Annotated in this window: 21 protein-coding genes; 13 read left to right on the plus strand and 8 right to left on the minus strand. The window is 56.5% G+C overall.

The features are described 5' to 3' along the window. Window positions 1-9 precede the first annotated feature (9 nt). Window positions 10-483 (minus strand): DMT family transporter, encoded by a 474-nt coding sequence (locus tag NN484_RS09865; RefSeq protein ID WP_274659004.1) that lies wholly within the window; start codon window positions 481-483, stop codon window positions 10-12. Between the two features lie 11 nt (window positions 484-494). Then, window positions 495-1,892, minus strand: a complete 1,398-nt coding sequence (locus NN484_RS09870) for an amidohydrolase family protein (RefSeq protein ID WP_274659005.1) — start codon at window positions 1,890-1,892, stop codon at window positions 495-497. 146 nt (window positions 1,893-2,038) lie between these two features. Between NN484_RS09870 and NN484_RS09875 the strand changes: the two genes are divergently transcribed. Further along, the gene (locus NN484_RS09875; protein ID WP_274659006.1) at window positions 2,039-2,950 is read left to right on the plus strand and encodes a LysR family transcriptional regulator; all 912 of its coding nucleotides are present in this window, start codon (window positions 2,039-2,041) and stop codon (window positions 2,948-2,950) included. Here NN484_RS09875 and NN484_RS09880 read toward each other — a convergent pair. Further along, window positions 2,863-4,110, minus strand: a complete 1,248-nt coding sequence (locus NN484_RS09880) for an MFS transporter (RefSeq protein ID WP_274659007.1) — start codon at window positions 4,108-4,110, stop codon at window positions 2,863-2,865. The genes NN484_RS09875 and NN484_RS09880 overlap by 88 nt on opposite strands. 88 nt (window positions 4,111-4,198) lie before the next feature. On the opposite strand from NN484_RS09880, the gene NN484_RS09885 reads away from it, so the two are divergent. The 5 genes from NN484_RS09885 (at window position 4,199) to NN484_RS09905 (ending at window position 9,729) form a co-directional block, all read left to right on the plus strand. Next, window positions 4,199-4,993, plus strand: coding sequence for an AraC family transcriptional regulator (locus NN484_RS09885; RefSeq protein WP_274659008.1), 795 nt, complete (start codon window positions 4,199-4,201; stop codon window positions 4,991-4,993). 255 nt (window positions 4,994-5,248) lie between these two features. Next, window positions 5,249-5,980: a GntR family transcriptional regulator gene (locus NN484_RS09890; protein WP_047294081.1), complete on the plus strand. Its 732-nt coding sequence runs from the start codon at window positions 5,249-5,251 to the stop codon at window positions 5,978-5,980. A 133-nt stretch (window positions 5,981-6,113) separates the two neighbouring features. Continuing rightward, window positions 6,114-7,403, plus strand: coding sequence for an MFS transporter (locus NN484_RS09895; RefSeq protein WP_274659009.1), 1,290 nt, complete (start codon window positions 6,114-6,116; stop codon window positions 7,401-7,403). 28 nt (window positions 7,404-7,431) lie between these two features. Continuing rightward, a complete protein-coding gene (locus NN484_RS09900) occupies window positions 7,432-8,262 on the plus strand; it encodes an amidohydrolase family protein (protein WP_274659010.1) in 831 nt (276 codons plus the stop codon). A gap of 90 nt (window positions 8,263-8,352) precedes the next feature. Continuing rightward, entirely contained in the window at window positions 8,353-9,729 is a 1,377-nt protein-coding gene (locus NN484_RS09905; protein WP_274659011.1) for a GntP family permease, read from the plus strand. 571 nt (window positions 9,730-10,300) lie between these two features. On the opposite strand, the gene NN484_RS09910 is transcribed toward NN484_RS09905, so the two are convergent. After that, a complete protein-coding gene (locus NN484_RS09910; protein WP_274659012.1) occupies window positions 10,301-10,669 on the minus strand; it encodes a hypothetical protein in 369 nt (122 codons plus the stop codon). 419 nt (window positions 10,670-11,088) lie between these two features. Between NN484_RS09910 and NN484_RS09915 the strand changes: the two genes are divergently transcribed. The 6 genes from NN484_RS09915 to NN484_RS09940 all read left to right on the plus strand — a co-directional run bounded on the left by NN484_RS09915 (window position 11,089) and on the right by NN484_RS09940 (window position 19,107). Continuing rightward, window positions 11,089-12,006 (plus strand): radical SAM protein, encoded by a 918-nt coding sequence (locus NN484_RS09915; RefSeq protein WP_274659013.1) that lies wholly within the window; start codon window positions 11,089-11,091, stop codon window positions 12,004-12,006. Beyond that, window positions 12,003-12,410 (plus strand): DUF6375 family protein, encoded by a 408-nt coding sequence (locus NN484_RS09920; protein ID WP_274659014.1) that lies wholly within the window; start codon window positions 12,003-12,005, stop codon window positions 12,408-12,410. The genes NN484_RS09915 and NN484_RS09920 overlap by 4 nt, the downstream gene beginning before the upstream one ends. A gap of 14 nt (window positions 12,411-12,424) precedes the next feature. Then, window positions 12,425-16,459, plus strand: coding sequence for an NACHT domain-containing protein (locus tag NN484_RS09925; protein WP_274659015.1), 4,035 nt, complete (start codon window positions 12,425-12,427; stop codon window positions 16,457-16,459). Between the two features lie 736 nt (window positions 16,460-17,195). Further along, a complete protein-coding gene (locus NN484_RS09930) occupies window positions 17,196-17,414 on the plus strand; it encodes a hypothetical protein (protein WP_274659016.1) in 219 nt (72 codons plus the stop codon). A 1,208-nt stretch (window positions 17,415-18,622) separates the two neighbouring features. After that, window positions 18,623-18,862 (plus strand): hypothetical protein, encoded by a 240-nt coding sequence (locus NN484_RS09935; protein ID WP_274659017.1) that lies wholly within the window; start codon window positions 18,623-18,625, stop codon window positions 18,860-18,862. Continuing rightward, window positions 18,859-19,107, plus strand: a complete 249-nt coding sequence (locus NN484_RS09940) for a hypothetical protein (protein WP_274659018.1) — start codon at window positions 18,859-18,861, stop codon at window positions 19,105-19,107. Before NN484_RS09935 ends, NN484_RS09940 begins: the two co-directional genes overlap by 4 nt. 415 nt (window positions 19,108-19,522) lie before the next feature. On the opposite strand, the gene NN484_RS09945 is transcribed toward NN484_RS09940, so the two are convergent. Further along, a complete protein-coding gene (locus NN484_RS09945; protein WP_274659019.1) occupies window positions 19,523-19,984 on the minus strand; it encodes a hypothetical protein in 462 nt (153 codons plus the stop codon). Window positions 19,985-20,370: 386 nt separating this feature from the next. On the opposite strand from NN484_RS09945, the gene NN484_RS09950 reads away from it, so the two are divergent. Next, window positions 20,371-20,811 (plus strand): hypothetical protein, encoded by a 441-nt coding sequence (locus tag NN484_RS09950; protein ID WP_127647685.1) that lies wholly within the window; start codon window positions 20,371-20,373, stop codon window positions 20,809-20,811. Window positions 20,812-20,964: 153 nt separating this feature from the next. Here the strand turns inward: NN484_RS09950 and NN484_RS09955 are convergent, their stop codons facing one another. The 3 genes from NN484_RS09955 to NN484_RS09965 all read right to left on the minus strand — a co-directional run bounded on the left by NN484_RS09955 (window position 20,965) and on the right by NN484_RS09965 (window position 22,392). Beyond that, entirely contained in the window at window positions 20,965-21,126 is a 162-nt protein-coding gene (locus NN484_RS09955) for a hypothetical protein (RefSeq protein ID WP_274659020.1), read from the minus strand. 267 nt (window positions 21,127-21,393) lie between these two features. Further along, the gene (gene msrA / locus NN484_RS09960; protein ID WP_215499981.1) at window positions 21,394-21,900 is read right to left on the minus strand and encodes a peptide-methionine (S)-S-oxide reductase MsrA; all 507 of its coding nucleotides are present in this window, start codon (window positions 21,898-21,900) and stop codon (window positions 21,394-21,396) included. A 207-nt stretch (window positions 21,901-22,107) separates the two neighbouring features. Further along, window positions 22,108-22,392 carry a hypothetical protein gene (locus NN484_RS09965; RefSeq protein WP_127647683.1) on the minus strand — a complete coding sequence of 95 codons (285 nt, stop codon included), beginning with the start codon at window positions 22,390-22,392 and terminating at the stop codon, window positions 22,108-22,110. Window positions 22,393-22,479 lie beyond the last annotated feature (87 nt).

Below are 22,479 nucleotides of genomic sequence, written 5' to 3' on the forward strand. Positions count from 1 at the left end.
ACAAGGCTGTCAGTTGGAGAAAAGCGCTGACCACCTGTCACCGAACAGGGCGATGGCCAGGCCTGCGAGCATCACCATTGCCCCGGCCAACTTGACGAGAGACACCGGCCTTTCCAATGCCCCCATCAAGCCGAAGTGATCGATAACCAGTGACGAAATAATCTGCCCGGCGATAGCGAGGCCCAGCAGGGCTGACAGACCGATTTTTGGCGCAAGCACCACATAACTAAGCAAGGCACCGGCACCCAGCAGACCGCCCGGCAGGCTCCACCAGGGCTGGGCAGGTATAGCCGCCAGTGAGGCCACTATCCCGCCACGTATCAATGAAAAGATGCCCAGGCATACCGCACCGGCAGTAAAAGAGAACAGCGCCGCCGCTACGGAATCTCCACCCACACCTTTAGCGAGTTGACCATTCAGCGTGGTCTGCAGGGTAATGCCAAGCCCCGCGGCGATGGCCAGCAGGTAGTAAGCTGCGTTCATTTCGCGCCTCCTTACTTGGCTGACTCAAGCGGTATGAATGTCTCGGCAAAAATATCCGGCTGGTAGCCTGCGGCAGCAAACAGATGCTCACGGGATTCGTCGATTGCTGCACGCAGCCTTTCGCTGTCCACGCCCAGCACCTTGCCGCCGCGCTTGACGATGCGACCGCCAATGATGACCGTGTCGACATTGCTGCGTTCGGCCGCGTGTACAACGGTGCCGAATGCGTTGCCTGACGGGTAAAGGTTGATGTCCTGCGCGTTGATAAGGATCAGGTCGGCCTGTTTGCCGGGGGCCAGGGTGCCGACTTTGTCCTGCAATCCGGCACAGGTGGCGCCGTCGAGAGTGGCGGCTTTGAGCAGGCCATGAGCAGGCAGGGTCACCGGATGATGTTCTGCGCCGCAGCAGCGCTGCTGGTGCATGCCCATGACGCGCTGCAGGTAGAACGCCACCCGCATCTCCATGAACATGTCACCGCTGTAGGAGGTTTCGTTATCGACACTCAGCCCCGGGCTGATGCCGTGACGCTTGGCCGACTGCATGGCGAACATTCCATCTTCAATGCCGTAGTGGGCATCTGAACGCGGGCATACGTTGACCCGTACGCCAGCCTCGCGAAGGATTTTCCAGCCGGCGTCCGGCAGCGCTGTGCAGTGGTTGAAGATGTTATCGGGGCGCAGCAGACCCTCGCGATGCAAACCCTCCAACTCAGCAGCCATCTCCCCGCCGAAAAATTCGGTAATGATCGGCAGCCCCAAACGCCGGGCTTCAGCCCACAGCTCAGGTTCCAGCTGCGCCATCACCGCCAGCGAGAGCAGTGGGTTGTCGCAGTTCTTGACGTATTTTTCCTGCAGGCGCTCCAGGTTGCCGGGCCAGTGGGCTTTGTCCCACTCACCGGAAACTGGCGCACCGGAGGCGTGTACAGACCGGATACCAGCATCGAGCAGCGCCTCGACCGCAGCATCGGAGTGCGCGCCGGTGCGGCTGTTGTGCGAGTTGTCGACCACGGTGGTGATGCCGGCATCGATGCAGCCCAATGCAGTCAGCAGGTTGCCGATATACATGTCAGCCGGGCGATAGTATTTGGCGAACGAGAAGTGCGTGGCGTTGCAGTAGTCTTCCAGGGTTTCGGCATTCGGATTGATTCGACGCAGTTGCCCTTCCCAGGAGTGACGGTGCGTATCGACCATGCCCGGCATGGCAATCATGCCGGATGCCTCGATAACCATAGCGTCGCCGGCCTCAAAGTTTTCACCTATGGCCGTGATGGTGCTGCCTTCGATAAGGATATCGCCGCGCGCCAGATTGCCGATATCGCCATCCATGCTCAGCACAGTGGCGCCGCGGATAAGGGTGCGGGCGGCCGGAGCGGCCGGGGCTTGGACGATGCTGCGGTTATATTCAGTCATGTTCTGTACACCTCTTCAAAGTTCGTTGGAAGCAATGTACGCAATGCGATACTACGGGAAAAAGATGGTTAAACTGTTTTTATTATTCAATATTTACGAATAATAAAGACTTCCCCCCGATCACTGCTTTGAGGCTGCTAACAGTCATGGACCGTATTCAAGCGATGCAGGTTTTCGTACGTGTGGCTGAAGCAGGAAGCTTTATCCAGGCGGCGCAGACGCTCTCTCTGCCACCCTCGACAGTTACCAGCAGCGTTAAAAATCTTGAGAAGTACTTGCAGGTGCGTCTGCTGAACAGAACAACGCGGCGGGTCAGCCTGACGCCTGAGGGCGCTCAATATCTGGCGCAATGCAGAGAAATATTGGAGCTGATCGAACACACAGAGATCAGCCTGACGGATTCCGTAAAACGGCCACAGGGGCGTTTGCGTGTCGATATGCCGGGTGGCATTGCACACTTCATCGTCATGCCAAACCTGCAAGACTTTTACAGGCGCTACCCGGACATCTACCTGATGATAGGCGTCAACGATCGGCAGGTTGATCTGGTGCAAGAGGGTGTCGATTGCGTCATTCGTACAGGCGAGCTCGATGACTCAACGCTCGTTGCGCGCCCCCTCGGCCGGTTTCGCTGGGTGACCTGTGCATCTGCCGCCTATCTCGAAGAGAACGGTACTCCGCAAACTCCGCAAGATTTGTCTCACCACCGGGCCATACATTACTTCTCGGGCCGCGCAAGGCAAGCAGGTGAAATGCGCTTTGCCCGTGGCACCGAAAAAATCTCAGTCCCGGTGAACGGCACAGCGGCTGTCAACGAGACTGGGCTTTACATCAAAATGTGCCTTGAAGGCTTCGGGCTGGTGCAGCTCGCCGAGAACGTGGTCAGCGAGCATCTGCGAGAAGGGCGGCTGGTCGAAGTGCTTGCTGACTGGCAGCCCGCATCGGTTCCTGTACACCTGCTATACCCGCATCAGCGCTTTCTATCGCCAGCTGTGAGCGCATTCGCTGACTGGATTGCCGGGCTTGTTCGCGACGATGATTCAGCAGGTTCAAGTTGAACGTTGCGCCCGGCCAGCATGCCAGTGAATGCGCCGGCTACGGAGATTGCGGCTGTGATCAGCAGCGGTGCTGTCCAGCCACCGGTCCAGTCGTGCAGTTGGCCCAGCAGCAAGGGGCCTGCGGCTGCCATCAGGTAGCCGACGCACTGCGCCATTCCTGAAAGTGCCGCCGTGTCACCGGCATTTTTTGTGCGCAAGCCGATGAAGGTCAGGCCGAGCATCATGCTGGCACCAGAGCCGAAGCCCAGGAACGCGGCCCACAACATGGCGTAGTCTGGCGCGTAAATGAGCCCGATCAGGGATGAGGCGGTTAACAGGCTGACGGTAGCGGCTGCCAGTTTCTGGTCTTTGAGACGGCGAAGCGTGGCCGCCAGAATCAAGCCGGGAATGGCCGTGGTCAGTTGAAGCGTGCCGTGTACCGTGCCTGCTTGCACCGGGGATATGCCATGGTCCATCAGAATAGTCGGCAGCCAGCCGACGGCGACATAAAAAGGCATCGCGTTCAGCCCCATGAACAGTGTGACCTGCCATGCCAGCGGCGAACGCCAGACGGCCACGGTTGGCGCTTGTTTCAAACCGGACAGATTTAGGTGTTCGTGTTTTTTCAACTGCGGCAGCCACACCACCAGCGCCAACAACGGGGCTGCGACCAACAAACTCAGGGCAATCGGCCATCCCCATGATTGGGTCAGCGGAATTATTACGGCTGAACCGACAGCGCCCGCTGCGCCCATCGTGATGGAATAAGCACCGGTCATGGACGCCATTTTCGTCGAGAAGTCGCGTTTGATAAGGCCGGGCAGCAGCACGTTGCCCAGGGCGATCCCAGTGCCTATCAATATCGTACCGGCGTACAACGCCCACGCGCTGCCTGCGGAGCGGAGCAGGATGCCCGCTGAAATGACCAACAGTGCACCGAAAAGCGTGCGCTCGATGCCGAACCTGCGGGCGACCGATGCGCTGAGCGGGGAGAAGGCTGCAAAGGCAAGTAATGGCAGTGAAGTAAGCAGGCCTAGAGCTGAGGCGCTCAAACCAAAATCATTCTGGATCAGCGGCAAAACGGGCGCGATGCTGGTAAAGGGAACGCGCAGGTTCACGGCGATAAGCAGAATGCCTGCGACGAGCGCGATGGCATGCCACTTGTTTTTTGTATCTGACATATTCTTTATCTGTCCTCTTAAAAGAAGACAACTGTAGAGAACTTCAGAACTGTCTAATATAGATATCAAGACACCTGATAACTAAATTATGCCAAGCTCAAAAAATGTCGTTTCCTCGCCGGAAGATTTCGATTCAGACCTTTTCGCCCAGGCAGCGATTGCCCTCAAGGTTGCGCCTGACCTCAATGATTCGGGTGCCCGTCCGCATGATCATCGCAAAGGCCAGCTGATCCTGTCTTTGCATGGCGCAGTGAGCTGTGAGGTGCAAAATGCACTCTGGCTTGTCCCTCCCCAGCACGCCGTATGGATCCCGGGCGGCATGCCGCACAGTTGCCGAGTGACCGAAAACGCCCGGACCTGCTTTCTGTTCGTTGAGCCCGGTGCGGCAGCCATGCCTGAAGAATGCTGCACGGTTGCCCTTACGCCCCTTGTTCGGGAGATGATCCTGCATCTCGCTGAACAGGAACCTGCTTACGATTCCGAGGGCAAGACAGCGCGGCTGGTTGCAGTGCTGCTTGAGCAGCTTTCCGATGCTCCGCTGAAAGAGCTGCATTTGCCGATATCAGACCACCCCAAGATCAAACAAATCGCGGATACGCTTTTCTCCGATCCAGGCGACCGAACCACGTTGCGCGAGTGGGCCACTCGGCTTGCAACCAGTGAACGAACGCTGGCCAGGCTTGTAGAAAGCACGACCGGGCTGAGCTTCGGACGCTGGCGTCAACAATTGCATTTGATGATCGCACTGAGTCATTTGGCGGAGGGGGTATCCGTGCAACGTGTGGCGGGCATCCTGGGATATGACTCTGTTAATGCATTCATCACGATGTTCAAGAAAGCACTGGGTAAACCGCCTACTCAGTATTTTTCCTCTCTGCGCTAGTGCTCTGCTGGCTGATACAAAGCGCCGAGGCTGTAGAACGATCTGTCTGCTATTGGCCGATAGCTGTCGCTCCTGACCGTCCGCATTCGGCCAGAATCTGACATTGCCGGCGAAAACCCGCATGTCTATGAGAGGGGCAGTGGGGCAGCCATTCGTCAGCAGGACGAAAAGCCCCTCCTTGACAGGCAACTTATCTGGGCAAATACTCGGCGCAAGATTCATATAGATGACTAGATAATAAGGTGAATAAAGTCGATGAATTCTTTATCCAGTGATGCCCGACTGCCGCTGTACCAACGCCTGCGTGACCAATTGGCTGAGCAGATCGCCAATAATCGCTGGCGTCCGGGGGAGGCGATCCCTACTGAAGCGGCGCTGTCTGCGGAATACCAACTGTCCACCGGTACGGTGCGCAAAGCTATTGATGCGTTGGTCAGTGAGGGCATTCTGGAGCGTCAGCAAGGGCGAGGGACGTTCATTCGCCGGGCGCAGTTTCAATCCTCATTGTTCCGTTTCTTCCGATTCCAGACTGTTTCCGGTGAGCGCCAGGTCCCTGAGAGTCGCATCCTCTCGATCGAGCCCGTTGCTGCACCTTCGGCCGTAGCGCAAGCGCTGGGGTTGCCCGCTGATGCGCCGGTCATTCGTATTGTCCGTGTGCGTCTGCTCGATGTTAAGCCGGTGCTCGCCGAAGAAATCTGGTTGCCCCGCCAGCGGTTTCAGGCGCTGCTGGAGATCGACCTCAGTCGCGAAGGGCCGCTGCTGTATCCGATCTACGAAGAAGTGTGCGGACAGGTTGTTGCATCGGCCGAAGAAACGCTGACCGCTGAATCGGTGAATGACGTGCATGCCCGATTGCTGCAGGTAGCGGTCAACAGTCCGGTGATCGTGATCGAGCGTTTGGCCCGCGATTACGCGGGTAGCCCGCTGGAATGGCGTCGCTCGCGCGGCCATGCGGAGCACTTCCGCTACAGCGTGGATATTCGCTGACGCCTGCCTGCGTAGCGGAGCGTTCTGCGGCGGCTAGATCGCCGCCCGATTTCTGTTTGTTTGCCAAAGCTGACCCTGTCGCGGTGCGGTTGGCTGTCGGCTGCCTTGCGTAACACCTATAAGGATAAGAATCATGTTCAGCTGGTATCGCCAAGTCACTCCTCGGGAGCGCAAAACGTTTTGGGCCTGCTTCGGCGGATGGTCGCTCGACGCGTTGGAAGTACAAATGTTCGGTCTGGCGATTCCGGCGCTGATCGCCGCGTTCGCGCTGACAAAGGGTGATGCCGGATTGATCAGCGGCGTTACCCTCGTCACCTCGGCACTCGGTGGCTGGGTGGGTGGGACGTTGTCTGACCGCTATGGCCGTGTGCGCACGTTGCAGTTGATGATTTTGTGGTTCTCGTTCTTCACCTTTCTCTCGGCCTTCGTCACGGGCTTCAATCAGCTGTTGGTGGTCAAAGCGCTGCAGGGTTTCGGGATTGGCGGGGAGTGGGCGGCCGGCGCGGTGCTGATGGCCGAGACAATCAATCCGCACTATCGCGGCAAGGTCATGGGCACTGTGCAAAGTGCCTGGGCGGTGGGTTGGGGCCTGGCGGTCGGGGTGTTCACGCTGATCTACACCTGGGTGCCACAGGACATGGCCTGGCGTGTGATGTTCCTTGTCGGGTTGCTGCCGTCGTTCCTGATCATCTGGGTGCGTCGTAACGTTGAGGAGCCGGACAGCTTCCAGCGTCTGCAAAAAGACAACGCCATCCCGCAGAGTTTCTTCAAGTCGCTCGCCGGCATTTTTCGCCCGGAACTGATTCGCGTGACCCTGTTTGGGGGGCTACTGGGACTGGGCGCGCACGGTGGCTATCACGCGGTAATGACCTGGTTGCCGACCTTCCTCAAAACCGAGCGCAATCTGTCTGTGCTGAACTCGGGCGGCTATCTGGCGGTGATCATCATCGCCTTCTGGTGTGGTTGTGTGGCCAGCGGCTATTTGATCGATCGCATTGGCCGTCGTAAAAACATTGTGCTGTTTGCCTTGTGCTGCGTGGTCACGGTGCAGTGCTACGTATTTTTGCCGCTGACCAATACGCAGATGCTGTTCCTGGGGTTCCCGTTGGGGTTCTTCGCCGCCGGTATTCCGGCCAGTCTGGGAGCGCTCTTCACCGAACTTTACCCTGCCGATGTACGCGGCGCCGGCGTTGGCTTTTGCTACAACTTTGGCCGGGTGCTGTCCGCTGTATTTCCATTCCTGGTCGGGCACATGAGTGACTCCATGTCGCTGGGTTCGGCGATTGGTATCGATGCAGGGATCGCCTACGGCGTGGCGGTGCTTGCCGCACTTTGCCTGCCTGAAACCCGGGGCAGGGACCTTGAAGCCAATGCCACCTCCGTTTCGGCCGGTATCAACGGCAATCAACGCGCTCGGGCGTGATGATCCTAACCTTCAGTAGATAAAACCCATGTCAGATACCCGCTCCAAGTCGATCACCGGCATCGACTCCCATGCCCATGTGTTCGACCGTGATCTGCATCTGATCGGTGCACGGCGCTACACCCCTGAGTACGACGCCACGCTTGGCCAGTACCTTGAGCATTTGCAAACGCATGGTCTGAGTCACGGTGTATTGGTGCAACCCAGTTTCCTTGGCACCGACAATAGCTACCTGTTGGCGGCGTTGAAGCAAGCGCCGCAGCAGTTGCGCGGTGTGGTGGTGCTGGAGCCAAGCGTCAGACGTTCTACCTTGAATGACATGGCTCGAGTGGGCGTGGTCGGCGTGCGCTTGAACCTGATCGGCAAGGCGTTACCTGATTTTCGTGACAGTGCCTGGCAAGGGTTTTTCAGCGATATCGCTGATCTCGACTGGCATGTCGAGTTGCACCGGGAAGTCAAGGATCTGCCGGGCCTGATCCAGCAATTGACGCCGTTCGGCGTGAAGTTGGTGATCGATCACTTTGGGCGGCCGGACGCGAATGCGGGGATCGATCAGCCCGGGTTTGGCGAGTTGCTTGAGGCCGGATCTAAAAGTCCGATCTGGATCAAGGTATCGGGAATCTATCGTTTGGGAGGTACGCCACAACAGAACATTGATTTCGCTCGAAGGGCATTACCGTTGCTGGAACAAAGCTTCGGCCTGCATCAGTTGGTATGGGGCAGTGACTGGCCGCATACGCAGCATGAGCAAAGCATCGGTTTCGCCACCGTCGTCGACCAGTTGCAAGCCTTGGAACTTTCGGCGCAAGCCAGCGACTCGCTGCTGGTGCAAGCGCCTCGAAGGTTATTCGGTTTTTAAAAAGTCGAACGCTGAAACTCATCCGTTGCAGATGCCATTCATTTCACCCACTTACAAGAATTTGGGCACCAGCCCAACCGAGAACCTTTCATGACTCCCTTAGATATAGATCTGTTACTGACCGCATTGATCAGCGTCCTGGTGCTGGTAGCGCTGATCGTCTCGCGCCTCAAAATGCACCCGCTGCTGGCTTTGCTGGTAGTTTCCGTCGGCGTAGGCTTTGCAACCGGTATGGAGCCAGATGGCATCGTCTCCCACTTGGTCACCGGCGCCGGCAAGACACTGGGGGCAGTGGGGGTGGTCATCGCGCTGGGGGCGATGCTCGGCAAAATTCTTGCTGACGCCGGCGTCACCGAGCAGATTGCTGCGGTCATCCTCAAGCGCACATCGGATCGGATGATTCCGTGGGCGATGATGATGGTCGCGTTTGTGATTGGCATTCCGATGTTTTTCGAGGTCGGCCTGGTGATCATGCTGCCGCTGATCTTCAGCGTGGCGCGCAAACTGGAAAGTCAGGCGCGCTTCAAGGGTTCAGCGTATGTCTATGTCGGTGTTCCGGTGATTGCCGCACTGGCCGCCATGCACGGTATGGTCCCGCCGCACCCTGGCCCGTTGACTGCCATCGCCGCGCTGAAAACCTCGGTCGGGCCGACCATGCTCTATGGTTTCCTGGCGGCTATCCCGGCCATGATTTTAGGCGGCCCACTGTATGGCGCATTCATTTCCCCGCGCATGAGCACTCGGCCAGATCAGGTGTTGCTGGATCAGTTCACCTTGGCTGAAAAAACCGACGATAAACCAAGCCCCAGCGTATACCTTGGCGTGCTGGCAGCCTTGCTGCCGGCGATCCTGATGCTGATCCATGCCGTCGCCGAGATGGTATTGGCCAAGGACAATGCGCTGCTGAAAATGGCCGGTTTCCTCGGCAATCCGCTGATAGCGATGCTGCTGGGCGTGCTGTTCGCCGGGGCCAGTCTGGTACTCGCGCGCGGCGGCGATGCGGGGCAATTGCGAGAATCGCTGGGCAAGAGCCTCAAGCCAATCGCCTCGATCATCATGATCATCGCCGGCGGCGGTGCCTTTCAGGAACTGCTGACCAGCGCCAAGGTGGGCGATGCGATTGTGCACCTGACTCAGCAGTCGGCGTTCCCTCCGCTGATCCTCGGTTGGTTGATCGCCATGTTGCTTTCGGTATCTACCGGTTCCGCCACGGTAGGTATCGTGGGGGCTGCCGGCTTGCTGGCGCCGCTTGCCGGTGCTGATCCCAGCCTCAACCTGCCGCTGCTGGCCTTGTCAATTGGCTGCGGCTCGCTGTTCTTTAACTACGCCAACCATGCAGGTTTCTGGATGGTGAAGGAATCCTTTGGCATGACGATGGGCGAAGCCACCAAGACTATTTCGGTGGTGCAATCGATCGTCGCCGTAGTCGGTTTGATTGTGGTGTTGCTGTTGAACGTGGTCGTGTAATGACCTGAGGCGGCGTCAATCAGGACGCCGCCATCTGTGAACCCCCTTATTGGCCGTCGATCAGGTGCGGCAGTTGCAGCGGATTGGACTCGCGCAGTACCTCACCTACCGCTTTTGGCCGAATGAAGGCGGTCGTGAGCGGCAGCTATTGGCAGAAAGTTGCCTGTTGAAGACAGCCACATCTCACATCATGTCAAGGTCGAACAAGTGATGCCGGAAGAGTAGGGTTGCGGAAATGACCGAAAAGATGCGGAAACGATCAAGAAAGGGATGGCCAAGAGATGCGAGTTTCAGAAACGACAAAGCCCTGAATAATCAGGGCTTTGTCGTACATAAGATGGCGGAGGCGATGGGATTCGAACTCATGGACCTGTTACAGTCGACGGTTTTCAAGACCTTTAATAATTCGACTAATTTCAATGAGTTATGAGCCGCAGTGTTCCGCTTTGATTGCCTGCAATGTTCCTCAGAACGGCCGCAACGGGCAAAAGAGGTCGTTCACGGGAGGCAGCTATCGACGCACAGCAGTAATCTGAACCGCATTGATCTAAAGCAATGCCTCCTGCCCATCCTAAAATCGTGATGGCAGTTCATTTCCGGCCTGGGCATCCGAAAAGACCTCATCTGGATCTGCCTGACACCAATATCTGAAAAGTAGGCGAGGCTCGATATTTCCGAAAAATTGATCCACGATTCTCTCGGGGCGCACGACCCATTTAGGTTCTGGCCATTGCTGGGCTAAAACACCTAATGGTTTGCCAGATGAATAAACAACCCAAGTGGCCTTGCCTCCACTGATACGAGGTAGGTAGTCCATATCTTGTATCACTTCGATCAAGGTGCGCAGTGTTGCTGATTGATCGAGTGTGACCGATATTGCATGACTTTCCAGATCATCTCCCGCATGAACGCTATCTCGATCAATGGCAACTACCAACATGACTGCTCCTTTTAGTGGTGTGCTTTCACCAGATCGATCAGCGTAGAGACATCAGCGGCTAACTGTCGAGTGCGCTTCTAGCCGAAACCTGCCGTACCAAGCTACCGTTTTCGGCCAGAAGCGGACATCCGGGAACGACTGCTTCCGGCCAAATGCAGCCACACAGCCTTAACGACGCAACGGTCGCGGCTATTGAGAAAGCGGAAGTAGCGATTTCGCACCGCCCCGGGTCCGAATCGGTCGCTGCATTCGATCGCGCGGTACAGGTCGTCTCGGACGAGTTCTTGGTGATCATGAGGGCTGCGTCCTCGATTGGCAGAACACGGGCCGTAGGCGCTGACTCACTGGTAGGCTGTCTCGAGAAAATCGACGCGCTAGAATGTCATTTAACGTAGAACCGCTTACGGTGACAAAGTCTTATGAAGTCAAGAATCGGCCCAAACGGGGTGCATCTTTTCGATCGCCTTTCAGGTCTGAATGTCCTGCTAGACGAGTTGCGCCCGAAAGAGGCGATTTGGTCAACGTCCCCCCGCCAGGTATCCATTGCTCTAACAAATGTTTGCGACCTTCACTGCGCGTACTGCTACGCGCCGAAGCACAAGGCGTCGCTGCATACTGACCAGGTGCTCAGCTGGTTGAAGGAACTGGATACTGAGGGGTGCCTCGGCATCGGATTTGGCGGCGGCGAACCCACGCTGCATCCTGACTTCGTCGACATATGCAAACGGGTTGCGGGAGAAACTCAGCTCGCGGTCACATTCACGACTCATGGTCATCGCCTGACGCCACAGCTGGTCGAGCGCCTCAAGGGCTCGATCCACTTCGCACGCATTAGCGTTGACGGGGTAGGTCGCACCTATGAAGAACAGCGCGGGAAGCAGTTTGCCAGCCTGCTCCGAGGTATGGATTCGATTGCGACCTTGTCGCCCTTTGGGATCAACGTCGTGGTCAACGAGCGAACGGTTGCAGAACTTGACGCGATAAGCGAGCTCGCGCAAAAGGTTGGAGCTAGCGAATTGCTGTTGCTACCTCAGCAAGCAACCACCGCAGTCGCAAGCATGGATGGGTTGGTCTGCCGAGCACTTCAGGACTGGGTTTCCAGCTACGGAGGCAGGGTTCGCCTTGCGGTCAGTGAGGCGGGTGCGTCAGGACTGCCTACGTGCGACCCTCTGCCCGATGAGCGTGGCCTTCAGGCCTATGCGCACATAGACGCGTCCGGCATGCTTCGCGCTAGTTCTTACTCACCTGCCGGTGCGAAGATTGGAGACGCCGGCGTTCTGTCGGCGCTTCAGCGACTGAGAAATACCTTCGAGATTAAACGCGAGACGCAATCATGAAGATTTGGAACGGATACGGGTCTGAGCATTCGATGAACTTGGTTCTCATTGGGAGGTTCAAGCGAGTGCAAGACGCAGAGAAGGTCGAGAAGGACATTGACAGTCTCAGCGCTCAGGCCTCGAAAGATGACAGCCACTCCATCACTTTTGGTGAGCCAGAGGATCAGAGATTTTCAGATGACATGCTCTCGTTGCTGCGCAGCCTGAACCTCAACACCTTGGGGCCAACTGATCTCGGCCAGCTGGCATCTGAGCATTATCTCACGCGAGAGGGCGATCGAATCACTGTCACGACTGACGAGGCTGAGGTGTCCGCGTTCGTGAAGATCTTTATCGAGGCTGGGGCAAAGGTCGAAGTTTTCTCGGCTCACGACTACCCGTCCGATTCCGCCGACGTTAGCTGACAGGGAAAATACTGATGCCTGAAGCAAATTGGGATGTATTCAGCGAGCTACCCGGAGCAGCGGATGAAAACTTCGAGAAGCTTTGCCGCTCTCTGGTGCGCCGACACTACAGTCGCTTCGGTCGCTTCAAGCAACTCGCAAACCAGCCTGGCGTGGAGTTCCACCTCCAGCTGACGGAGTCTTGTGATCTCGGAGCGCCGCCACGGTGGATTGGTTGGCAATGCAAATGGTATCAGCTGGCGAACGGACAAGACTTGGGAGCCACGCGCCGCAACAATATCATCGAGGGCATGGAGAAGACGCGAAAGCATGTCCAAGGCGTGACCGATTGGAAGCTTTGGACATACCACACCCTGACAAAGGGAGACCAAGAGTGGTTCTTCGCGCTTGAGAAAGACCGCTTCCCCGAGTTGAAGTTGGAGCTGTTGACGGCAACCGATATTGACGAGCTCTTGGTTGGGCCGGGAGCGCTACTTCGAGAAACCTACTTCGGCGAGCTCGTTCTGACGCCTGCGCTACTTGCTGAGCAGTACAGGCTCGCTGCGGCTCCGTTCAAGCGCCGATATCAGCCAGAAGTTCATGTTGTCGTTGGAGCAGAGGAGAAGGTACTCAGGCGTCTGGGCGGCCAGAGCGCGTGGGAATCACTGAAGAAGCTCTCAAGTGCTCTCAAGAGGAATTGTACGGACATTGCTTCGCTGACAGGGCAAGTCAAAGATGAAATAAAGGCTGAAGTCGAATCGCTCTTGGCTCGAGCCACTGGACTGGCTGACCTGCTTGATAGCCTGCACGAGGCGCTTGGCAAGGGCGACTTCGACGCTTTACAACAAATGCTGGCGTCGAATCCTTCGCAGCCGGTGCGCTATGACAGGCTGCTCTCGAAGCTGCGTGGGGCGCGTTCAGACGGAGCTCCTTTAGCCGCGAATCTGGTTGCGGACATCCACGCAGTTTCGTCGGCACTGCGCAGTCTGGATCGGTCGATCGGCGCTCGAGCCGTCGCCGTGCTTGCGGCTGCCGGCGAAGGAAAGTCCGAGCTTGCCGTCAAGGTGACGCAGGCGGACGGAGAATTCCCCGGTGGTGTTTTGCTGCTGGGCAAGAATCTCCATGCAGGCCAGGGACTTGACGATCTAGTGTCTGCCTTCAAGATTTCTGGAAGGCCGGCGGAGAGCTTCGACCGACTGGTTGAGGCAGTAGATGCGGCGGGTCAGCGCGCGGGCAAGCGTATCCCTATTGTCATTGACGGTCTAAATGAAGCGGAAGACCCGAGAAGTTGGAGGGATGAACTCTGCAGGGCGGATGAGCTTCTTAGGGACTTTCCCTACGTACTGCTGGTTGTCACTCTGCGCAATGAGTTCACGCAGATGTGTCTGCCAGAGGAGTTTCCTAAAGTTGAGCACAACGGGTTCCAGGAAGATCCGCAGACGGCTATCGATAAGTACTTTAAGTACTACAAGATCGACGCCACCGACGCGGATCTGCCAATTGAGTTCTTGCAGCATCCTTTGACGCTGAGAATCTTCTGCGAGGTGGCAAACCCTCGACGCCAGCACATTGTCGGCGTGGAGGCTTTACCCAGTTCGCTTGCAAGCCTGTTTGAAGTGCACTTCAATAAGGTCGCCGAACGAGTTGCTGAGCTTTCACCGGCGGCGCATCGCATCTATCAGGAGGAAGTGCAAGATGCGCTGCTGACGATCGCGGGTCTCCTCTGGGGGGGTAACGCGAGAAGCGTGGAGTTCCAAGCTGCACGAACGGCTGTTCGAGACGTGGGCCGTTGGGACGCCAGCGTTATTCGCGCGCTGGAGTCCGAAGGCATCCTCGTTCGAACGACTTCTGAAGACGGTGGCCAAGGAATCGCGTTCTCATACGATCTGATGGCCGGGCATATGATGGCACGGTATCTCCTCGCCAGGCCGTCCTTGGTGCAGTGGCTGCAAAGCGATGAAGGACGCACTCAATTCCAATTCCGTGAGGCTGGATCGCATACCTTCGCCTATGACGTGTTCCAGGCTCTGGTTGGCCTGTATCCGCAACGCCTTGGCAGGCGCCAGCTTTGGCAAGAATTGTCGGACGAGAACCTTGTCATGAACGCTCTGTTGTTGACAGCGCAATCAGACCCAAGGCAAATCGGGCGGGAAACGGTGGAACGGTTCGCGCGCGCAATGCAGGAGTCGAAGCAGTTCGCACGGATGGCCTTCAAAAGACTTTGGAGCACCAGGGCAGCGCGAGCGCATCCGTTTGACATGGACTTCTTGCACGGCGTGCTCTTGGCCATGCCCAATACGCAGCGCGATCTTTTCTGGTCGGAGTGGGTTCGCGAGCGGTCTAAAGATGTTGAAGACGATTTCAAATTCCTGTCGACTAAATGGAAGTCGGGTAGCCTAGACGAACGAGAGATTCGGCGGGCGCGCTGGGTGATGTGGACGCTAACGTCGACGTCCAGAAGCCTGAGAGACGTGGCCACCAAGACCCTGTACGAATTCGCCGCCAAGCGGCCCGGGGAGTTTTTCCGGCTGGCAGTGGAGGCAATCGCCATTTCAGATCCATACGTCCCCGAGCGGATGTTCGCCGCGGCCTACGGTACGGTGCTGACCAATTGGTGGGATACTAATGCTGTGGAGATGCGTGAGGCACTGCCGAGAGTTGCTCGTGAGATCTATCAAGCGATGTTCGCGCCTGGCGCGACGCATCCCACCTGGCATGCTCTATATCAGCAGTACTGCCTGGGAACCATTGCCATCGCGAGGACGGTTGATCCGGCTTGCTTGTCTGAGGACGAGGCAGCTCATCTCGTTCCACCGTTTGACCATCTACCCAGTCCGTTCGAGAACATGCCACATTATGACCCGGCGGTGATCGAACGTGCGAAGCGCGCGGCGATTAGAATGGACTTTGGCAACTACACGATGGGGAGACTGATTCCAGGTCGGTCGAACTACGACGACCGCAATCCAGAGTACCAACGGGTACTACCGGCAATCGTTTCGCGAATGCTGGTGCTTGGCTATGACCCCGAGAAATTCGAAGCTGTTGATCGGCAAATGGACTCCGGTCCTCGTATGGGAAATGACAAGAACAAGGTCGACAGATACGGGAAGAAGTACGGCTGGATTGCTTACTTCGAGATGTGGGGGGTGCGGTACGCGCGGGGCCTCCTTGCCGAAGAACGCAGCGCTCGTCCCTCAGATGTGGACATCGACCCGACGTTCCCGCTTGAGGCCGCGAGCATTGACCTGCCGCTTCCAGACTTGTTCGGCAGTCAGCCTACGGATGCTGGCGACTGGATAGTGAGAGGTCCGCAACCAGACTACCGTGGCATCCTCGAATTAGCGGAGATTGATGGCATGACGGGGCCATGGGTCGTACTTGACGGGTTCCTCGAACAGAACGCCCCCGCTGATGACAGACAGGTCTTCACCTTTCTCCGAGGTGTACTCGTGGACAGCGGAGAAGTCGACCGCCTGTGCACGTTGTTCACTGGCCTCGAGTACCCCGGCAATGACGCCATTCCGAGCGAGCCAAGCTACTACTACACCTATGCGGGTGAGATGCCTTTCTCTTCGATTCCGGGACTGCCTGTCACTGACGAGCAAGAGGGTGACCGCGTCGAATACATGGTGTCCGCTGATAGGTGGTCAAACAATGGCATCGCGGTCGACATCCCAGTGCAGAAGTACAACTGGGAGAGCTACCACAGCGTGGTGAACCAGAACAGCGGTGCATGCCTGCCCGCTAAACAGCTCTGTCAGGCTTTGAGTCTCAGGTACTGCGCCAACAAATGGGACCTGCACGATGCTGCAGGCGTGGCGTCCCTGTACCGAGAAGTCGGTGAGTATGGCTCGCAGGCCAGTGGCTTTTTTAGCTATCTGCGTCGCGACCTTCTTGATAGCTACTTGACGCAGTCCGGCAAGGCGCTGGTATGGCTAATGTGGGGAGAGCGTGGCTTCCATCACCGGTCAGTAGAGGCGCACAACCTGCACGAGTACTACGCGAACCACCAGCATATTCACAAGCTTACTCACATCTATCAGCCTGCTTCGAGCACTCAATCGTAGATCGAATCAGGCGAGTTGGACGCCGCCTTTCTTGGGCGCAGTAGATGTTTTATGTAGGGCAGGGAGCCAGCAGCGTATTCATTACTCGGTGCTGGATGCACCGTTCGACATCCTGAGAAGGTCGCGGCACCTTCAAATCAGCGCCTCGAATGTCCGCTCTCCGGAGCACCATTGCAGGCACAACCGGAGAACGCAGCAAGTGGACTCGCAGGCATTAGCTTTCGAACCGCATCGGACTTCAGTGTCTTACAAGCGGTTAGTCAACCAATTACACGCCGATGACCGCTGGTGACAATCGCGGTCTGTAGGCACACAGACATCTATGGCCGGTTAAAACTAGGTATTGGCTACCTGTGTCTGGCCGAAAGGGGCTTCTTCGTGGCTATGCGTTTGGGACAGTGAGTGTCGCTTCTGGGTCGAAAAGGTCGCTCGGAACGACTGCTTTTGGCCGAAAGCTGCCAGTGGGAAGTTATCGTGATGAATATTTATGCTCGCAGATGTTCTGGAGTTCGAATCTCTCCTTCACCGCCATATTCAGTAAACGCAAACCCCTGATTTTCCTAGAGAAAGTCGGTGGGTTTGTGGTTTTTTGCGTCTGAAAAAAGGCCATATGGGACTGAGATGGGACTGGGGCGCTATTTTGGTGCAAAAATGGCCACCATCGAATGGGTGGCTGACCTTCGCCAGCGATTCTATGAACTAGGCTTCTGCGAACCGAACTCCAAGGAAGGCTGCTATGCCAAATAACTCCGATTCCAACATTGCCACTGCGGATGCGCTCACGTTACTACTGCACAACCAGCATGCGCTTGGGGCGGCGATAGAGGAGGTCACCAAGTGGCTTTCAGAGAATGGCGTAGGGACAGTTGCAGACAACGCGGTCGGGGCCATGGAAACCCTGGATGAAAATGCGAAAGCGATCACAGATGCGATTATGCGACTCCGGCGTTTGTAGGAAGTAGCCTTTCGATTCTGAAGGCACGTTCAGATCGCACGTGCTTTCGGTCGAACGAGGCGCGTAAGCGCTAAGTCAAAAAAATGTGTGCTGATGTGGAGAATGTGCAGGGCGCCAGACGCTTTTGACCGGAACTCGTCCCAAAGCGGAAAGCTGTGAATGGCGGTGCGAATGCTTAGGAAAGACGCATAGGGGCCATTTGCTTGGCTGGCCGTCCATTTGAATTGAATATAGGGGGCGAATTGCGTGAGGGATAAGTCCGCAGTAGGTCGCACGTTAAGCTGACACAAACAACAGGCAGAAAAAAACCGTCTATAAAAGACGGTTTTTTTGTGCGAACTGAATTGGACGTTCGGTTCGCTGCTTCGCTGAAAGCGTCGACGAATAGATCATAAATTACGGTCTAGATAATGCGCAATGGTTGCCGCAATACATTCATAAACAAAACTCACGCTTATTCGAAAGCTTTCTCGAGAAGTCTTAAGCGCTAGGTTCAACCGTGACGCGGACCAGAATCGTGAAAATCACCCTGATAACAGTCGTTTTGCACATCTTTTTATACTTCTTTAAGAAATTCTAGGTCGCCTGTTGTGGCTCAAGTCAAGTCCTTTCCGTCCATCCGAAAATTTATTTCAAATAATCGTTAAAGGGCCTTTTTTCTGTCGCACGTTTTGGAGTATTACGTTGGCTAAGGGGACTTATCCCCCAGGTCCCTTCACTACGTCTGGAAAACGTGCCGGGAAGGAAGGGCTGAAAAACACCTGGCTCGCTGAAAGCGTCGACAACTTTCAGTAACCGTCACCTTGCCCGGTAAGGGTGACGTTTGCCAGGCTTCTTTGAGGAAGCCGCCTATGCGCCTTTTCAAATTTGTTCGCCGTTCGTTCCTTGGCCTTTTTGCCTTGTTACGGGTTGTGCAGGCTTATCGCGCCTTCACATGGCTACGCGATCATTACGATAACCTCTAACAAATTGACCCCGCTTCGGCGGGGTTTTTTTGTGCTCAATTTTATACATGACTTCCATTATTAGAGATATCAACGCTCGTCCACCGCCTTGGGCCTTTATCCATAATTCCAGCCTATGTTCAATCGGCCCCCACACCTGGCTCAGGTGTGGGGGCCTTTTTTTGTGGTCGTGGAAGCCGGTCCCCCCAGGGCTGGTCTACCATTCCCTCTATATCTGGTTGATCTCTGGACGTGGGAGTCCGCATGACTGATGCATTGGCGGCACTGAAACTGCCGAACGCAGTGGAGGTGCAAACCCTGAAACTGCTACACCAAATTGAACTGGCACACACGGCTGACGACCTGTTTCGCACCAGTGATCGTGCCGAAGGTTTCGTGCTGGGCCTGGAGACGGTCAAGGTGCTGAACGCGGCCAGTATCGAAGGTTTGTATAAGACCTTCGAGGCAGCGGCCACGGCGCGGCGTCAGGAGCACGAGCAGTGATCGGCGAAGGTATTCACGAAGACGTGTTGCGCGCCCTGGTCGAACAACACGCGGTGCGCGAATGCCTGGTGGCCAGGATCAACGGCGGCCCAGAATGGGGCCTGTCGATTCGCCTGGGCGGCAGCGGCGCACGCTGGGTGCCGGTGCGCTCGCGACGTGAGTCAATGCGCACCTGGGCCAGCTTGACCGCCGTGGGACGTTTTGCCGAAGGCGTGGGCCTCAGCGGATTCAGTGTAGAGCTGTAACCGGTACTAGCTTCAAGGCCATTTCTACAGACCTACATCCGACTGCCTTTGCTTGAAATACGGGCTTCCGGCGGCCCGAATTCTTTCCGCAATTTGTTTTGAGGTCCTGGTTTCACTACCCTAAAACGAACAGAGAATTTGTGTGATGCGGAAAAATCTTCACCATAAAGTTATGATTTAGAAGGAAAAAATAATGGACTTAAAATCCCCCGCTCGTAAGGGCGTGCCGGTTCGATTCCGGCTTCGGGCACCATCTAAAATCAAGGGTTTGCTGGCGAAAGCTGATGCAAACCCTTGTTTGTTTCTGGGTCGCAATTTTTGACAGTGGTCCGCAACTCACTTCGTTTTCAGGCGCAGTTTCCGGCGATTCTTGATCCCGATTTGTCTGATCGGGACCCTGGCAGGCTGTAGCTGGTCAGTGCACCACTGACGGTTGGGTAGCGATCGAGACGGTGAGGGTCACGACAATCAGCACGACGAGTACCCAGAACAGCACCATGACTGTCAGCATGACGACCTTCAGGCTTTGATAAAGCCGACGCAGCCAATGACCTTCGGGTTTTGCTTGTGAGCGGGTTCTGAGTACGCCTTTCAAATAGAAACCGATGAGGGCAAGCAGTGCGCCATCAATGAATAGCGCGGGCAGGCCGGCTTCGGGGAAAATGCTGCCCCACCGATAGAATGACGACCGGCTCAGGAACACCAGATAACACATGAGGCTGCCGTAGGGGATGGCTCTCCACCATTTACCGGCCAGCGCTCCGACCATCAGGCACATAATCACCATGAACGGGTTGAAGAGAATATTGATCATCCACTCCAGTACGTTGGGAAAGTAGCCCGGGGAATGGATGCTGCGCCAGATGTGTTCCAACATTGTTCAGGTTCCTGCCTTCTATGGAGTAAGGGGTGCTTCCGTGCCGCTGCAAGGTATCGGCGCATTGTCGGGTTACATAAGTCCTGTGGTGTAAATCAGGGGGGCGGTTATGTTTTTCATTCGGCGTGAAGCCGAACGGAGCACTCAAAACCGTTGGTCAGTTCTCAATGCAATCCGACTGGCAAGGGACTACGTTTGTGGTCTGGTCGATAACGTCGTGGGAGATATCAAGCAGTCATTGAAGCGATAATCCGAGTTAGACCCAGCGACGCCGATTTCAGGATGGATCTTGATCAAGGCGCGGTGCATCGCCCAGGCGATGGGTATCCAGACTTCCAGTCTGTAACGCAAAACCCGCCACCTTCAGCGTGTTAAGGAGAACACAGATGGCAATCAACCCAACACTCTCGACATCAGATAAAACCGCTCTCGTCAAAGCCGAGGTGTACCGTTGGTACAATCTCTTCTTTCCGTGGTCGCGCGGCGTCTCTTCCCAATCGGAAGGCGCCATCAAGCCCTTGTACGATGCGCTGTCGAGCGAGTTCCGAGTGGTGCTCACCGACGGTCAGATCATGAGTCGGGCGGACTACTGGGAGCGACTTTGGGGTCTGTATGGCAAACGTGCCGGAAGCCCTGAATCGCACATCACCAATCTCTCGATCACACCGCTTCCTGGGGATTTCTTCCTGGCGGTATTCGATCTCGTCAAAGATGGAATTACCAAAAAGAAAGTCGATTCGGCGCTGATGCGCGTCGACCAGAACTCTCCATCGGGAATTTCATGGATTTATGTCCATGAAAGCGAGCACGAGAGAGCGCTGGCATAAGTCGCTCACTTCCCATCCTCACGGCTACAAGGCCCGGATGTTCGTAACGTTGAAGAAAAGACCAAGCCCAGCCTCGCGCTGGGCTTTTTCGCTTCTGCGGTCCAGACAGAACATGAAAAGCCCGGACGTATCCGGGCTTTTCAGGGCAAACCTTCAGCGCGAATCGACGTCTTCTGCAGTCCGGGCGTTTGATCTTTCCTTGCGCCTGCGAAGCCAACTGAGGAACGCGTGTACCGGGTGCAGAAATGCCGCAATCACGCACAGCAGCATGATGATGAAAATGGCAATCAGCGGGAGGCTTTCGTGCGAGAACATGGTGGGGTACTCCTGTAGTCACTATGTCGTAACCCGCAGGCTAGACGCATTGAGCCATGCTTGCGATGAACGTATGTTCATCTTTTGGCGTTTGAACTGTGCTACGGCGGGCTGGCCAAAATGATCGATTCAGGATGTGCGCAAGCAGGGTCTGCGCAGTCATCCGGGGATCTTTTTGCGATACAGGAGGATGGTGTAAATGCGGTAAATCGGAGACGTTCGGCGCAGGCCTTTGATCGAGGCCAACGCCGCGCGTGGAGTGCTTTATCAGCCGCGCTTCGGCAGCTTCCAGTTCGGGCGAATGAAATGGCAGGTGTAGCCATTCGGGATCCGCTCCAGGTAGTCCTGGTGCTCAGGTTCCGCTTCCCAGAATGGCCCGGCCGGTGCGATTTCGGTGACCACACGGCCCGGCCACAGACCGGAAGCGTCGACATCGGCAGCGGTGTCTTCAGCGATGTCGCGTTGCTGCTCGTTGAGGTAATAGATTGCCGAACGATAGCTGGGGCCACGGTCATTACCTTGACGGTTGGGCGTGCTCGGGTCGTGGATCTGGAAGAAGAATTCGAGGATCTGCCGGTAGCTGATCACGGCCGGATCAAAGACGATCTCGATGGCTTCGGCGTGGTTGCCGTGATTGCGGTAGGTGGCATTCGGTACATCACCGCCGCTGTAGCCGACTCGGGTGTGCCGCACGCCGGGATAGCGTCGCAGCAGGTCTTGCATGCCCCAGAAGCAGCCGCCGGCGAGAATGGCGGTTTCGGTTTGTCCGGTCATGATCTGTGCTTCCTCTCGGTGACAGTGGGTATAGCCAGTGTTATGAGGGCGCGTCGGCCAATTCCAAGGCTGCCCAGACGATCCAGCGTCTCCAGACATAAAAGCCCCGGCGGTTTAGACCAGGGCTTCAAGGGGGCTGACTGGGAGTCCGGCTCAGTTCAGGCTCGGGTGACTGTAAAAAACGGTGTTGAACTGTCTGTGACGACTCTAGACAAACGCCTGCCCGTAAAAGCCCCGTGGCAGGCGCTGCGGCCCAGCCAGTGCGGTCAATCGTTCGATCCATTCCGAGCGCCAGTTCGAGGCACCGTGATCGGCTTTGGCATGGCGAGCGACGCGGCGTGCGGCGTTGCGCTGGGTCTTGCGCGCTTCTTTATAGGCTTCGGTGTTGCGGCAGCTGCGGCATTTGACGCGGTTGAGTTCCTGGCTCGAGGCAAGGTTGCTGCCCTTGTGACCACAAGCCAGATGTCCGTCTGTTTTGAAATGGATAACCATGAACCCTCTCCTGGGTGACGTGTACAGGTTATGACCTCCCACGACCCGGGGCGTTCGGTGCATCGGCCAGGTGGTACGCCGGCTGAC

The organism is Pseudomonas serboccidentalis, from assembly GCF_028830055.1.
Classification (GTDB): Bacteria; Pseudomonadota; Gammaproteobacteria; order Pseudomonadales; family Pseudomonadaceae; genus Aquipseudomonas; species Aquipseudomonas serboccidentalis.

Excerpts from the sequence above, each read along its gene's own strand:
- NN484_RS09900 (WP_274659010.1), top strand. The coding sequence starts at position 7,432 with ATGTCAGATACCCGCTCCAAGTCGATCACCGGCATCGACTCCCATGCC.
- NN484_RS09880 (WP_274659007.1), bottom strand. The coding sequence starts at position 4,110 with ATGTCAGATACAAAAAACAAGTGGCATGCCATCGCGCTCGTCGCAGGC.
- NN484_RS09935 (WP_274659017.1), top strand. The coding sequence starts at position 18,623 with ATGACTGATGCATTGGCGGCACTGAAACTGCCGAACGCAGTGGAGGTG.
- NN484_RS09890 (WP_047294081.1), top strand. The coding sequence starts at position 5,249 with ATGAATTCTTTATCCAGTGATGCCCGACTGCCGCTGTACCAACGCCTG.
- NN484_RS09950 (WP_127647685.1), top strand. The coding sequence starts at position 20,371 with ATGGCAATCAACCCAACACTCTCGACATCAGATAAAACCGCTCTCGTC.
- NN484_RS09885 (WP_274659008.1), top strand. The coding sequence starts at position 4,199 with ATGCCAAGCTCAAAAAATGTCGTTTCCTCGCCGGAAGATTTCGATTCA.
- NN484_RS09955 (WP_274659020.1), bottom strand. The coding sequence starts at position 21,126 with ATGTTCTCGCACGAAAGCCTCCCGCTGATTGCCATTTTCATCATCATG.
- NN484_RS09910 (WP_274659012.1), bottom strand. The coding sequence starts at position 10,669 with ATGTTGGTAGTTGCCATTGATCGAGATAGCGTTCATGCGGGAGATGAT.
- NN484_RS09925 (WP_274659015.1), top strand. The coding sequence starts at position 12,425 with ATGCCTGAAGCAAATTGGGATGTATTCAGCGAGCTACCCGGAGCAGCG.
- NN484_RS09965 (WP_127647683.1), bottom strand. The coding sequence starts at position 22,392 with ATGGTTATCCATTTCAAAACAGACGGACATCTGGCTTGTGGTCACAAG.
- NN484_RS09905 (WP_274659011.1), top strand. The coding sequence starts at position 8,353 with ATGACTCCCTTAGATATAGATCTGTTACTGACCGCATTGATCAGCGTC.
- NN484_RS09945 (WP_274659019.1), bottom strand. The coding sequence starts at position 19,984 with ATGTTGGAACACATCTGGCGCAGCATCCATTCCCCGGGCTACTTTCCC.
- NN484_RS09895 (WP_274659009.1), top strand. The coding sequence starts at position 6,114 with ATGTTCAGCTGGTATCGCCAAGTCACTCCTCGGGAGCGCAAAACGTTT.
- NN484_RS09875 (WP_274659006.1), top strand. The coding sequence starts at position 2,039 with ATGGACCGTATTCAAGCGATGCAGGTTTTCGTACGTGTGGCTGAAGCA.
- NN484_RS09920 (WP_274659014.1), top strand. The coding sequence starts at position 12,003 with ATGAAGATTTGGAACGGATACGGGTCTGAGCATTCGATGAACTTGGTT.
- NN484_RS09930 (WP_274659016.1), top strand. The coding sequence starts at position 17,196 with ATGCCAAATAACTCCGATTCCAACATTGCCACTGCGGATGCGCTCACG.
- NN484_RS09870 (WP_274659005.1), bottom strand. The coding sequence starts at position 1,892 with ATGACTGAATATAACCGCAGCATCGTCCAAGCCCCGGCCGCTCCGGCC.
- msrA (WP_215499981.1), bottom strand. The coding sequence starts at position 21,900 with ATGACCGGACAAACCGAAACCGCCATTCTCGCCGGCGGCTGCTTCTGG.
- NN484_RS09915 (WP_274659013.1), top strand. The coding sequence starts at position 11,089 with ATGAAGTCAAGAATCGGCCCAAACGGGGTGCATCTTTTCGATCGCCTT.
- NN484_RS09865 (WP_274659004.1), bottom strand. The coding sequence starts at position 483 with ATGAACGCAGCTTACTACCTGCTGGCCATCGCCGCGGGGCTTGGCATT.